Consider the following 13,201-nt stretch of genomic DNA (forward strand, 5'->3'; position numbering starts at 1 on the left):
TCATGGTATTAATTTACCGCTGTCAAATCGAGTTGCACGATAGTTTGTATTTTGCAACTCGCGAGATAGGAAGACTTTACGAAACAGAGCCTGTAATTCACAATTACGCCCTTTGTTACGCCCTGGGCTTGGTAGATAGCGAAACCTACTCTACTACCGTTGCCGAACAAGATTCCTATCGCTATTTCTGTCCCGAACAAATTCCTAAATACGAGCAGCATTTAACGGCGCTCAACCAACAGGGGATTTATGTCACTCCGGCGCGATCGCTCTCCCATACCTCGACTCTCAATACCTGGAAATACGCCAACAACAACTATCACGTTGAGATGGAAAAAACCCAGAAAAACATCCCTAGTTTTGGCAGAACCAAAGAAATTGCTCCTGAAAGCAAATTCGAGTTTTTCATAATTTCAGAAAAGCCTCTGAAACTGGCTAAATGGATTCGTCTGGGAAAGTGGATGAGCAAGGCTGAATTAACGGGTGAAGAAATTGGCAACTTTGAAGCCAAAAATGGTGATTTCATTTTTCCTTACTTGCTGAATCCTTTAGATGTGATGTTTTCCCATCAAGTGCTTAGCTACGATGTCGTGAATATGCCCCCAGTAAGTTTGATTCAAAACATCAAGATTCGCGGGCAATATTACAATTTTGAAAACCTCCGAATTCCAGCCTGTATGGAATATCGCTTTCGGGCTAATTAACTTTCAAAAAAGGTTCGTAGTGAGGACTTCAGTCCTTCTGATTGCGGACTAAAGTCCTCACTACAAACTTGGTGCATTTTCTTTTTTTAATACCGAAAAGTGAGCTAGCAAATCATGCCGCACAGCCTAGTCCTCAACCTCCTCCCACTCTCCCCAATATCCCCCGGATACCTAACGGGAAGACACCTGCACGCCCTCTTTCTCACCCTCGCGAGCTCCGTTGACAAAGAACTCGGCGACTACCTGCACGAAGCCGCCGCCGATAAAGCTTTCACCCTCAGCCCTTTACAAACTAAAAAATGCCCTTTCAAAAAACACCATTACCTGCAATGGGAACACCCACAACCTATTCCCGAACATACTCCATGTTGGTGGCGAATTAGTCTCCTGGATGACACTTTATTCCGCAAGTTAACTCACCTGTGGCTGAATCTCAATCCGTCGAAGCCGTGGCATCTCGGCCCCACTGATTTGCTGATTACTAAGATTCTGGGAACGCCACAAGTCGATCGCCCTTGGGCTAATGTTTGCGATTACTCTCAATTGTACGAGCAAGCATCGGAAACTAATCGATTGATTGCGTTCAGTCTGGCGACTCCGACTGCGTTTCGTCAGGGCAAATTTGATTCGGTTTTGCCGACGAGAGAATGCGTTTTTAACAGTCTCCTCAGTCGCTGGAATAAGTACAGCGGCCTTGAATTTTCTCCGCTGGTACTAGATTCAGTTTTTTCTAGCTTTGTCAATATCAAGACTGAAGTTTTGACTAATTATCACAGCAATTTTATCGGGATTGTTGGGGAGGTGAGTTATCGGATTTTAGGGGATGTCGAACCGTCAGCGATTAAACAAATTAATGCTTTGGCTGATTTTGCTTTGTACTGCGGAGTGGGAAGAAAAACGCCGATGGGTATGGGGATGGCGCGGCGGATTGTTGTTAGGAGTTCTCAGGTTGAGAGGATTGAGGAGTGAGGGTAATTTAGGGTTGGATGCTTAGGCTTTCGATCCCCCCTAGCCCCCCTTCTTAAGGGGGGGACAAGAGTGTCAAAGTTCTTTAAGAAAGTGGGAGAACCTGAAGGCTTCAAAGTCCCCCTTCTTAAGGGGGATTTAGGGGGATCGAGACTTGGCTATAAACGAAAAATACAAAGGGTTTTAGGCTTATGAATGATACTGATGATTACATTTCGATCGCATCCTTGAACCAATACTCTTACTGTCCTCACCGCTGCTGGCGGATGTTTTGCGCGGGGGAGTTTGCGGAAAATCAGTATACCATAGAGGGGACGACTTTGCACGATCGCGTTCACACTATGGGCGAGATGAATCGCGATGAAACTTGGCAGGTGCGGGCGATTTGGCTGAAGTCGGAACGCTACAAATTGATTGGTAAGTCGGATTTGATTGAGTCGGAGAATGGTGAGTTGTATCCGGTTGAGTACAAGCGGGGGCGCAAGGGGGAATGGGATAATGATGAGTTGCAAGTGTGCGCGCAAGCCCTGTGTTTGGAAGAGATGACTGGGAAAAGTATTGCGACTGGTTATGTGTATTACGCGCAGTCGCACCAGCGGCAAAAGGTGGAGATTTCTCAGGAGTTGAGGGAAGAAGCAGTTGCAACTATTTCGGCAATTCAAATTTTGATTCAAACGGGAAGAATGCCGCCAGCAAGTTACAGCAAACGCTGTCAGGGGTGCAGTTTGTATGCTCAATGTTTGCCACAAGCTGCTGATAAACTTGGTCGCTATGTAGAAGCTTGCTAATTCAAAACCGCCCGGGTTGAAACCCCTGCGGGGAAAATCGAAAGATAACCAATACATAATTTTAGGAGTCAATCATGGGAACACTTTACATTGCTCAAGATGATGTGTTTATCGGTAAAACTGACGAACGCCTTGTGGTTAAAGGTAATAATAAAATCTTGCAAGATGTGCCTTTGATTCATTTAGAAGCAATTGTGATCTTGGGAAGGGCGACAGTTTCTCCTGCTGCGATCGCAGAACTTCTCCAGCGCAAAATATCTCTGACTTTTATATCAGAGCGAGGCGAGTATCTGGGGACGCTTGAAGGGGAATTAACGAAAAACATATTCGTCCGCGATGCTCAATGGAAAGCTGCTGGAGAGACCGCTCAAGCTATTCACGCTGTGCGAGGGTTTATCCGAGGGAAGTTGAAAAATTACCGCTACAGTTTGTACAAAACTCAAGGAAATCATTCTGAACTGAATTTGCAACCAGCAATGACTCAAATTCATAATATTATCAACAAACTGAATAAGGTTGATAATATAAATTCTCTTCGCGGGTTGGAAGGTGCGGGAAGTGCAGCTTATTTTGGAGTTTTTAACCAACTAATTCGTGCTGAGGGTTTTGTGTTTAAACCGCGACACCGACCGGCGATCGATCCTGTGAATTCCTTGATGAATTTCGGTTACACTCTACTGCGTCGCGACGTGCAAAGCGCTATCAATATAGTTGGTTTTGACCCTTATTTGGGATACCTGCACGTTCAGCGCTACGGTCGCGTCGGGCTGGCCTTCGATTTGATGGAGGAATTTCGAGCTTTGGTGGTTGATAGCATTATTTTGAATGCTATCAATAATCGGATACTAACTCCTAATGATTTTACTGTAGAACCTCTTAGCAATGTGGTGCGGTTGTCAGAAACTGGACGCAAAGAGTTTCTGAAGCTGTACGAGAAGAAAAAACAGTCTGAGTTTAAGCATCCGGTTTTGGGACGTAAGTGCACTTATCGGGAGGCTTTTGAGATTCAGGCGCGGCTGTTGGCGAAATATCTGATGGGCGAAATTGACCAGTATCCTCCTTTGGTTTTGAAATAATGATGCACGTTCTGATTTCCTACGATGTTCCGGAAGATAAGCGGCGGACAAAGATTCACAAGATTCTCAAGTCCTACGGGCAGTGGATGCAGTATAGTGTGTTTGAGTGTGCGGATTTGACGGATACTCAGTATGCTAAGTTGCGATCGCGCCTTGGCAAAGTCATCAAGCCTGCTGAAGACAGCATCCTGTTTTTTCCGCTGTGCGCTTGCTGTCAGGCAAAAATCGAGCGCATCGGCGGGGTAGTCCCGGTCGATCGAACTATATTTTTTGCCTGAGAATTCGCTAACCTGTAGGTGTAAAAATTGGGGTGTCAAATTTTTCGGCTAGAATCCATATACGGCAAAGGTTTGACGCCCCCTCTCCCCCAAAACGGTTAGCGAAATCGATACAACCATTGCTAAATAAGGATTTGAAGTGAAACTGCGATCGAGGGTATTGACAAAGGGAAAGCTGAAATGGTACTTTAAGCTGAGGTTAGTGAAATCGAACCTTGAAAACCAAATAGAGCAAGCCTTTCAAGCACCGGCGGCCGCAATCAAACTAAAACCCTACTAGGGATTGAAACTGAAAGTGGCCCTTTTTTGGCGGGCGATCGAGGCAAATAGTCACTCACGCCGCAATCAAACTAAAACCCTACTAGGGATTGAAACTGAGCAAAAAATAGACCGTCGATTTTAGTAATGTCGAAGCCGCAATCAAACTAAAACCCTACTAGGGATTGAAACTCCTGTAACGCGGGATTTGCAATAATTTATCTGGCCGCAATCAAACTAAAACCCTACTAGGGATTGAAACTAAAGGCTCGTTACCGGGCGATCCTTTATTTGGCACTGAGCCGCAATCAAACTAAAACCCTACTAGGGATTGAAACTTAGTTACAAATCTGTCGAGCGTTGAAGTTGTGGCGGAGGCAGTCAAGCCGCAATCAAACTAAAACCCTACTAGGGATTGAAACTCAATTTGAATAATGTGTTGAATCAAATGCAAATGCCGCAATCAAACTAAAACCCTACTAGGGATTGAAACACCATATGGCAAGCTATCAGACCAGCCCAAGAAATAGAGCCGCAATCAAACTAAAACCCTACTAGGGATTGAAACAAAACTTTGGCAGTTGGAGTTAGTCATACTATTCCCTCAAGCCGCAATCAAACTAAAACCCTACTAGGGATTGAAACATAGATAAAATAAAGCAAAGAGGAGAATATCTTGTCCCGCCGCAATCAAACTAAAACCCTACTAGGGATTGAAACCAAGAATTTCTCCCAGATTTAGTTCGCCAGCCAGTGGTGCCGCAATCAAACTAAAACCCTACTAGGGATTGAAACTTTTACAACAATCAAATCTATCGCCGATTCTTTCAACCGCCGCAATCAAACTAAAACCCTACTAGGGATTGAAACATAAAAGATGTTCCTTTTGCATCCGAAGGATACTGGCCGCAATCAAACTAAAACCCTACTAGGGATTGAAACAGATTTGTTAAAAGTATAAATAAAATTACCACGCTTACGCCGCAATCAAACTAAAACCCTATTAGGGATTGAAACGAAACTTGTCAAGTTAAAGCTGATATGTTGGGTACTTTTGCCGCAATCAAACTAAAACCCTATTAGGGATTGAAACGTTATGTAATCCACCGAATGATTAGGAGAATTATCAAAGCCGCAATCAAACTAAAACCCTATTAGGGATTGAAACTTAGGTTTGGTTTTGCATTTTGGTGTTACTTTGGCCGCGCCGCAATCAAACTAAAACCCTATTAGGGATTGAAACTTTTTTCCCCGCATGAATAGCCAGCCTCCCTCGGGCCGCAATCAAACTAAAACCCTATTAGGGATTGAAACCTTGAAATGAATTGCTTCTTCAGGTAGCGCAAACGGCCGCAATCAAACTAAAACCCTATTAGGGATTGAAACTTAATAATGATATATCTAGTGAATAATGATAAAAAATGGCCGCAATCAAACTAAAACCCTATTAGGGATTGAAACTGGAGGGCTTGAATCTTATCACTGAGCGCTTCGACAAGCCGCAATCAAACTAAAACCCTATTAGGGATTGAAACTGCAAGCTTGCTAGATTTAAGCCGGAAAACACCTCAAACCATCTCGGGCTTGAAACACCCAAACTACAAAATTATTGGCTCAAAAATAGATTTCCCCTCACTCTTTTTAGGCCCCCCAATCACCTCCAACAATCGATCGACTCCACGCCTCCAAGAAAAGTGCTCAGCCACAAAACCCGGGCCCGCAACCCTAGCATTCGCAGCTATTTCAGGCCGATCGATCGCACTTTGCATCAAATCAGTCAAATGCTCCCACTCAGGAGCTAACATAAATAAGGTTTCGCCCTCGATCGCCACAGCCGTAAACTTACTCTCGATCCGCTGTGCAAAGTCCGATCGCGTAAAATCATCCGTAGGCCCGCCCTCCGTGCAGATTACCGGCAAACCGCAAGCCGCAGCCTCCAACACCGGCAGGTTAAAACCTTCCGCCAGATACGGAGAAACATAAACATCCGCTGCTTGGTAAACTTCGGCGATTTCAGCAAAAGATAGCTGACTGCCAGTATAAATTAATCTCGGTAAAACTCTCGCTCTTTCGGCATCGCCGAGCACAACTCGGCAGGCTTCGGCAATCTGGTCTCTGGATGGATAAAGCAGTTCTGAACCTTTTAAAACTAATCTGGCATGGGGATATTTGTCAACTACCGCAGCGAAGGCTTTTAATAAAGGGCGAATGCCTTTGCGATCTGTTTGTCCGCCGATGTTTAAAAATATAAAATAGTTTGACCAGCCGAAGCTTTCTCTGAGCGATTGACGCCGATCGCCCGCAGCGGGATAATAAATCTCAGGATCGACGGACAAAGGTACCACGGCTATGCGATCGCCCTCAATACCGCTGCGGATTAAGCCCGCTTTTGACCACGCCGAAGGTGTAATAATTTTGACTTCTGAATTAACCGGAGTTTGGACGATCGACCTCACGCCGATCGCATCTAATACACTACGGGTAATAATCCCCCATTCTGTGGCTGCAAACACCCAGGTTTCGGCGCTGCTGGATGCCCGAAAGTCCCACGGGCAGTGCATTCGCAGCGTCACGTCGGCTGGCTGATTTACCGCAGGACTCGGAATGCTCCGCAGTAATGCTTCATTTGGGCGATCGAACAAACTAATTTTTGTGTCCCAAGCTGCATCTATATAGGGCATATCCCGGTGGAAAAGTTCTATTTTTCCTCGCGGGCGCTTCATCATTTCTAGTAGTTGAAATTGATTTACTACGCAATAGGAATGAGCGATAAAACGCCACCCTTCAACAATAATCTGCAATTCAAAACTCCAATCTAATAATTTAAAATCATAGCAGAAGGAAGTTATTGGTTATTGGTTATTCGTTATTCGTTATTCGTTATTGTTATTGGTTATTCGTTATTGGTTATTCGTTATTCGTTATTCGTTATTCGTTATTCGTTATTCGTTATTGGTTATTGGTTATTGGTTATTGGTTATTCGTTATTCGTTATTCGTTATTGGTTATTGGTTATCAAATCTGGTGGCATTGGGATTAATATTACCCAAAATTAGGACACGCCAGTGCTCATTGGTGTCAACTTAAGCTTTTAGTCCGCCTGTCCTCCCGCCCGCCCGTTAGTCCGCCAGGGGTTGAAACCCCTGTCTATCTAATAGCGAAAGTCCTCTCCTATGATAGCGAAACTGGAGGTATATTGTCAAGCGTTGAAACCCCTGTCTATCTAATAGCGAAAGTCCTCTCGAAGAGGACTAATGAGTTCTTCAGTCCTATGCAAGAGGACTTTCGCTTTGAGGCTGGGAATTCATTCCCTGCCGGACTATGGGTTGATGCGTTAAGTTGACACCAATGCCCAATGCCCTCCGCAGGCCCATGCCCTGCGCAAGCCAATTCCCCAATTCCCTACTTCATCACTTGCCAATCCATAATCCGCCATTGTCCGTCTTGACGGATCAAGTCGTAGCGGATGCGCAGGTTTTCGTTGCGCGAAGTAACTAGCTGATCGCGATCGAAGGTTTCGGCTTTTTCGCTGACTTGGGCTTCTACTTCGGCGCGATCGGGATTTGTCGGATTCGTCTTAACTCCTTTAACTTCTAGCTTGTGCACGTAACGCTGGTGGGCGTTGTTTTTCTGTTGAGCATCCGCCATCAATTGCCAGCGAGACAAAGCTGGTTCTGTGAGAACTTGCTGTAATTCTTCGACAGCGTGGTTGGGGCCCAAAGCCGCTGCTTTCGCCGACAGCCAGCTTTGCACTATTTGTCCTGCTGCTTGGTCAGTGATTGCTCCCGAGACTGGGGCGGCGGCGGCCGCGCGAGGCTCTGGGGCAGGGGCTAATGCAGGGATTTCTACGGGCGGTGCTTCCAGGCTGACGGAGGCTTGTTCTCCTTGCAGGGATGGGCCCGAGAGGGCTTGCATGGCATTCGCCAACAGACTGAGTATTAACCACAGGATTAACAGGCTCAGGACACCTGCGACTACAAGCAGAGCCAGCCTGTTTGGTGGCATGGACTTGACTTGAGCGGAAATTTGTGCTGCGACAGTGCGCGCTCGATCGGCAAAAGAGCCTGTTAGCCCCTGACCGATCGCGCCGCCTTGCCCGGTTGAATGGGGGCGCCTGCGGTGTTTGGAGGTCGAGGCTGCGGGCCGTCGGGCCTCCGCTGTCGGGAGAGAGACGGCGGAGGCCGCGCCGATTCCTGCTGCCGTTGCCTGGTATTTCGCGCTTGAGGCTGCGCTGGTGCTATCTGCCGGTACGGGGGTCAAGGTGACGCTACTCGCTCCCTGTTTGGCTGCGGGAGGCTGTGGAGGTGCAGGCGGGCGATCGCCCGCTGGTTGCAGTTTCCCCTGGGGTTGGCCCGATCGGGGCTGCACGACGACCCACTCGTTGGCGGTTTCTGCGTCAAGCGGCAAAGCTTCTAAGTAAGCTTGGACTTTCGGGTCGGCAAAGTAATCTTTCAAAGAGACTGACTGATTTGCCAAGTCGCGGAAGTGGGGAAAAACTTCTTCTTGCAGCCAGTGTTCGGCGTACAAGCACAGTCCGGGCAACAAATCGGGTGAATCTTGGGAATGTTCGCGAATGAAGGCAAGGGGTTCTTTTTCCGAACTGAGTTCGAGGGCTCTGCTGGCTTCTTCTGTCTGGCCCAGCAGCAGGGAACACACGGCTTTTTCGAGGTGAACGTCTTGGCGGCGGCCGAGCTGCATCAGCATCAGCTTGGCGCGGCGGATCATCGCGGGCTGTCTGGCGGCAAATCCTTGGGCTAACAGGGTGTAGACCGAGAGGTAAGTGGCGACTGCCGAGGGGCGACCGGCTTCGGTTTCAAATAGGGTCTGCTGCTCGCTGCTGGTTAGGTGTTTGCGCAGTTTCTGGACGAAGCGGAGGAAGTCTTCTATGTCTAAACCCGATCGATCGTCCCCCGAGCCGTCGATACCGCCCCGTTCTTCGAGCATTTCTCGCAGGATTTGCAGTCCCTGGCGGCGCTCCGAGACTTTTTCTTCGGGGAGCGATAGTAATTCTAAAATGTTGTACGGACGGAGTTTGTATATATCGGTTTGCATTTCACCCCTCACGCTTGGAAATAAGCTTTCGCGCAGCAGCAGTTCTTGACCTGCGTCTAGTGATTTGGCGGCATTTTGGTATTGACCTTGCTGCCACTGTTCGCGGCCGAGTTCTAGGCAGGCCAGGGCTACGGTTAAAACTATATCTGGCCGCACGAGCTGGGGATCGCCGAAGCGGCCTTCGTCGATGGCGATGCTGCCATTGTTGAGATACGGGCGACCCAGCTTCTGTACGAGTTCGTATTCCCCCAGTTCTTGCAGTACGAGCAGGGCTCCTACGAATTGGTTGTCATCGATTTCAATACTTGGAGTGTGGGGATCGGGAGCAGCGTCTAAAGCCTTGGACTCTGTCGGAGCGGATTCTCCTGCGTCTTGCAGGACTGTGGCCTGCCCCGCTGACGTTTTCGACCTCTGCTTCGCTGCAATTGATGCTTCCGACTCTCGATCGTAAGTTTTGGCTAAAAAACTGGCATCATAAGCTTTGCGCCCGTCTGAGTCTGACAGAACGGCGCAGGCTTCATCGAGCAGTTGTTTGCGGGCGACGATCGCAACTTCAGAATACTCCCGGCGCGGAAGCTGTAAAGTACGATCGCGATGAGCCTGCTGCAACTGTTCGGCAGTAGCTTGAATCGGTAGACCCAAAATACGGTAGTAATCTAGTGGAATTAACACAGCGTCCACTTCCCCAAAGCGCTAGCAACTGAATTAGCCTATCTTAGCTAAGGTTGGTTTGTAACAAAAGCATTAATCATAACTTAGTCCAGTTTCTGCGGAAGTCGGTGCTGCCAGTCCGGCATTTGACCCCCGATCTCCTTGATTTTAACAATTTGCGATCGGCTACTGGGAAAATGTCCCACTATTTTCTGCTGCGGTTCTGTCCCGTCTCGGTTTACATTGATTGGAGTATGGCAAGATGCCACCTGTCTAGTTCGCCGATCGGGTATTAATTTTTTATGGTTCAGGAACGGACTTTACCAGTTTTTGACGCGCAGAGCGTAACTATTTCTCGGGATGAGGGTTTAATGCTCTACGAGGATATGGTGTTGGGGCGCTACTTTGAGGACAAGTGTGCTGAGATGTACTACCGGGGCAAAATGTTTGGTTTTGTCCACTTGTACAACGGACAGGAAGCTGTCTCGACTGGCGTGATTCGATCGATGCGCCGGGATAGTACGGATTACGTCAGCAGCACCTACCGCGATCACGTTCACGCTTTGAGCGCGGGCGTACCGGCGCGGGAAGTAATGGCGGAGTTGTTCGGGAAAGAAACTGGTTGCTCGAAGGGCCGCGGCGGTTCGATGCATATGTTTTCGGCAGAACACCGGCTGTTGGGAGGCTATGCTTTTGTGGCTGAGGGCATTCCTGTAGCTACGGGGGCGGCTTTTCAATCGAAGTACCGGCGGGAAGCTTTGGGAGATGAAAGTTCCGATGGCGTGACTGCTTGTTTTTTTGGCGATGGTGCTGCAAATAACGGGCAGTTTTTCGAGTGTTTAAATATGGCTGCTTTGTGGAAGTTGCCGATTCTTTATGTTGTGGAAAACAACAAATGGGCGATCGGCATGGCCCACGAGCGAGCTACTTCTGACCCCTTGATTTACAAGAAAGCTCATGCTTTTGGCATGGCTGGTTTTGAGGTTGACGGGATGGATGTTTTGGCGGTGCGGGAAGTCGCGAAGGAAGCTGTAGCGCGGGCGCGGGCCGGCGAAGGGCCGACTGTGATCGAGGCTTTGACTTATCGTTTTCGCGGCCATTCCTTGGCCGATCCTGATGAGTTGCGCTCTAAGGAAGAGAAGGAATATTGGTTCCCCCGCGATCCAATTAAGAAGTTGGCTGCTGATTTGATCGATCGCACTTTGGCTACTGCTGAAGAATTAAAGGCGATCGACAAAAAGATCGAAGCTGTAATTGATGATGCGGTAGATTTTGCAGAGAAAAGCCCCGAGCCAGATCCGAGCGAATTGTATCGGTATATCTATGCTGAAGATTAATAATTTTTAGCGATAATTTGCGGTTGCAGCCTACAGGATAAAACCTGTAGCTGCACGCATTTTAAGCTATAATTAAACCTATAGCATTTCTCAAGTAAATGAGGTACGTTGTTGGGCTTTAGCCCTCTTATACTGATTGTGTAGTGCGTAAAAAACTCCAATTACAGTCCTATAGCCTTTCTCACATTAGTGAGGTATGAATTTTGACCTTAAAAGCTTGCTGCTGTAAGGCTTGTAGCATACCTCATCTTTCTGAGAAACGCTATATCTCACTATCTGAGAAGGACTCTACTTTTTATACAAAAAGAGAGGCACCATGATAAATATCGATCGCAATCTAAGTCAAATCAGCCAAAATATGGGCGCAGTTCGAGTCAAGGTCAAACTAACGAATGCCATTGATTAAGCCTTAGTGCGTCGAGGATTGCTCGATCCGAATCTTTTGCCTGTTTGCGAAGCAGAAGCACTGATAAATACTGGCGCATTCAGAACTACTATACCTGTAGAAATTTGTGAACGCCTAGATTTAAGAATTCGGAGTCAGGAAATAGCAAAATATGCTGATGGCCGACAAGAAACAGTAGGATTACTGGGCCTGTGATTATTGAAATCGCAGGGCGCGAGACAATTGAGGCTGCAATAGTTTTAGGCGATATCGTACTCATCGGTCAAACTGTTTTAGAAACTTTAGATTTGTTAGTAGATTGCAAAAATCAGCGTTTAGTTCCAAATCCCGAAAATCCCGAAAGACCTGTGTTGAGAGTTTAAGCAATCTAACAACTTTAAACTATTTTCGGTACAGGCCGCAACCTTCCCGCGACTTCTACACTCGGCCAACGCGGATCGAAAGTCAAATTTTCCAAAGTTCCATCGCTACCAATTACAAACGTATCCTCAATTTTTGCTCCCGACAAACTCGGATTCCAAGCCACAACCATATTTTCTGATAAAACATCTGAAGTAGCCGGATTCGCCACAACTTCTCGCGCCAAATATCCAGTAGTTCCGCCTTGATGGTGTTCCCGAATTGCTAGAGGATATCCGTGCTGTTCGTAAGCTGTTTTTAGCCTATCATAAACAGCATTCAGCGATACTCCCGGGCGGCACGAATCTAAGCCAGCAGCTTCAATTTCTCTGACTTGTCGGTGCAACTCTGAATGCTGTTTTTCAAGAGAACCGAAACAGACAAATCGAGTTAAATTCGCATACAAACCCCATCCTCTCGCGCAAAATACTAACATCGCTTGCTTCCCGATTTGTTCGGCGGTAGCGGTGGCGTGGCGGTATAGCGGCAAACGCCTTTCTCCAGCAACTAACGTCAGGGCTGGATGCAAACCTCTCGCCCACAAAGCTTCTGCACCGGCACCCGCTAGCTGATATTCTGTCCATGTTGGTTTGGCTGCTAAAAGTACCTCTGTCATGGCTTCGCTGGCTAAACTTCCGACTCGCCGGTAGCGCTCTAATTCGCTTGACATCATGGTTTGTTTGCGGGATTGTAAGGAGGGGGCGATCGCAGTTTCGTGATGATGAATTGGTCGATCGCTCATCACGTTACCGCCCGCAGTAATTTCCTTGACAAAAGCTTCGCGCTGTGCAACATCCGCCCAAGGATAGATGTGCATTTGAAAGTTAGCTGGAAGTTCTTCATCCTGCAAGCGCTGGGCTTCAATTTCATCGGTGAGTACCCAAGCAGTATCGGCGGTGACTAAGACTTCTGCAACTCCGGTTTCCGCGGTAAGCAAAACAGTATGGGAAGCACCGGCGGTGGCCCAAGCAAACCAATCAGTGCCGCGCAACCGCAGGGCGATCGCTCCGGTTTCAATTAAGGCTTGGCGGATGAATTCGAGTTTGCAGTCAACTTCTGCATTTAATAAGTTTATCATCGTTCGTAGTAAGGACTTCAGTCCTTCTAAAAAAGGTTCGTAGTAAGGACTTCAGTCCTTCTAAAAAAGGTTCGTAGTAAGGACTTCAGTCCTTCTAAAAAAGGATCGAGCGTGAGGACTTCAGTCCTTCTAAAAAAGGTTCGTAGTAAGGACTTCAGTCCTTCTAAAAAAGGATCGAGCGTGAGGACTTCAGTCCTTCTAAAAAAGG

Annotated in this window: 10 protein-coding genes and 1 CRISPR repeat array; of the genes, 7 read left to right on the forward strand and 3 right to left on the reverse strand. The window is 47.4% G+C overall.

The window, feature by feature from the left end; translation table 11 throughout:
• Positions 1-2: 2 nt before the first annotated feature.
• The 5 genes from cas5d (at position 3) to cas2 (ending at position 3,812) form a co-directional block, all read left to right on the forward strand.
• Positions 3-704, forward strand: a complete 702-nt coding sequence (gene cas5d, locus QUB64_RS05780; RefSeq protein ID WP_333265775.1) for a type I-D CRISPR-associated protein Cas5/Csc1 — start codon at positions 3-5, stop codon at positions 702-704.
• A 114-nt stretch (positions 705-818) separates the two neighbouring features.
• Positions 819-1,673, forward strand: a complete 855-nt coding sequence (gene cas6, locus QUB64_RS05785; RefSeq protein WP_333265777.1) for a CRISPR-associated endoribonuclease Cas6 — start codon at positions 819-821, stop codon at positions 1,671-1,673.
• A 188-nt stretch (positions 1,674-1,861) separates the two neighbouring features.
• Complete coding sequence (gene cas4, locus QUB64_RS05790; protein WP_333265779.1) at positions 1,862-2,458, forward strand: CRISPR-associated protein Cas4; 597 nt, start codon at positions 1,862-1,864, stop codon at positions 2,456-2,458.
• 74 nt (positions 2,459-2,532) lie between these two features.
• Complete coding sequence (gene cas1d, locus QUB64_RS05795; RefSeq protein ID WP_333265781.1) at positions 2,533-3,534, forward strand: type I-D CRISPR-associated endonuclease Cas1d; 1,002 nt, start codon at positions 2,533-2,535, stop codon at positions 3,532-3,534.
• On the forward strand, positions 3,534-3,812 hold the full coding sequence (gene cas2 / locus QUB64_RS05800; protein WP_333265783.1) for a CRISPR-associated endonuclease Cas2: 279 nt from the start codon (positions 3,534-3,536) through the stop codon (positions 3,810-3,812). Before cas1d ends, cas2 begins: the two co-directional genes overlap by 1 nt.
• A 253-nt stretch (positions 3,813-4,065) precedes the next feature.
• Positions 4,066-5,605: a CRISPR direct-repeat array (repeat unit 37 nt; unit sequence GCCGCAATCAAACTAAAACCCTACTAGGGATTGAAAC).
• A gap of 63 nt (positions 5,606-5,668) precedes the next feature.
• Here the strand turns inward: cas2 and QUB64_RS05805 are convergent.
• Both QUB64_RS05805 and QUB64_RS05810 read right to left on the reverse strand, forming a co-directional pair.
• Positions 5,669-6,871 carry a glycosyltransferase family 4 protein gene (locus tag QUB64_RS05805; protein ID WP_333265785.1) on the reverse strand — a complete coding sequence of 401 codons (1,203 nt, stop codon included), beginning with the start codon at positions 6,869-6,871 and terminating at the stop codon, positions 5,669-5,671.
• Between the two features lie 601 nt (positions 6,872-7,472).
• The gene (locus QUB64_RS05810) at positions 7,473-9,794 is read right to left on the reverse strand and encodes an IMS domain-containing protein (RefSeq protein ID WP_333265787.1); all 2,322 of its coding nucleotides are present in this window, start codon (positions 9,792-9,794) and stop codon (positions 7,473-7,475) included.
• Positions 9,795-10,075: 281 nt separating this feature from the next.
• On the opposite strand from QUB64_RS05810, the gene pdhA reads away from it, so the two are divergent.
• Entirely contained in the window at positions 10,076-11,110 is a 1,035-nt protein-coding gene (gene pdhA, locus QUB64_RS05815; RefSeq protein WP_333265789.1) for a pyruvate dehydrogenase (acetyl-transferring) E1 component subunit alpha, read from the forward strand.
• A gap of 597 nt (positions 11,111-11,707) precedes the next feature.
• Positions 11,708-11,878 carry a hypothetical protein gene (locus QUB64_RS05820; protein WP_333265791.1) on the forward strand — a complete coding sequence of 57 codons (171 nt, stop codon included), beginning with the start codon at positions 11,708-11,710 and terminating at the stop codon, positions 11,876-11,878.
• Between the two features lie 14 nt (positions 11,879-11,892).
• Here QUB64_RS05820 and QUB64_RS05825 read toward each other — a convergent pair whose 3' ends face one another.
• Positions 11,893-12,993 carry a M24 family metallopeptidase gene (locus tag QUB64_RS05825; protein ID WP_333265793.1) on the reverse strand — a complete coding sequence of 367 codons (1,101 nt, stop codon included), beginning with the start codon at positions 12,991-12,993 and terminating at the stop codon, positions 11,893-11,895.
• Between the last annotated feature and the right edge of the window lie 208 nt (positions 12,994-13,201).

The sequence above is a fragment of the Microcoleus sp. Aus8_D2 genome, from assembly GCF_036702665.1.
In the GTDB taxonomy this organism is placed as follows: domain Bacteria; phylum Cyanobacteriota; class Cyanobacteriia; order Cyanobacteriales; family Microcoleaceae; genus Microcoleus.

What these genes read in the sequence shown, in the direction of transcription:
- cas5d (WP_333265775.1), top strand. Translation starts at nt 3, where the DNA reads ATGGTATTAATTTACCGCTGTCAAATCGAGTTGCACGATAGTTTGTAT.
- cas6 (WP_333265777.1), top strand. Translation starts at nt 819, where the DNA reads ATGCCGCACAGCCTAGTCCTCAACCTCCTCCCACTCTCCCCAATATCC.
- cas4 (WP_333265779.1), top strand. Translation starts at nt 1,862, where the DNA reads ATGAATGATACTGATGATTACATTTCGATCGCATCCTTGAACCAATAC.
- cas1d (WP_333265781.1), top strand. Translation starts at nt 2,533, where the DNA reads ATGGGAACACTTTACATTGCTCAAGATGATGTGTTTATCGGTAAAACT.
- cas2 (WP_333265783.1), top strand. Translation starts at nt 3,534, where the DNA reads ATGATGCACGTTCTGATTTCCTACGATGTTCCGGAAGATAAGCGGCGG.
- pdhA (WP_333265789.1), top strand. Translation starts at nt 10,076, where the DNA reads ATGGTTCAGGAACGGACTTTACCAGTTTTTGACGCGCAGAGCGTAACT.
- QUB64_RS05825 (WP_333265793.1), bottom strand. Translation starts at nt 12,993, where the DNA reads ATGATAAACTTATTAAATGCAGAAGTTGACTGCAAACTCGAATTCATC.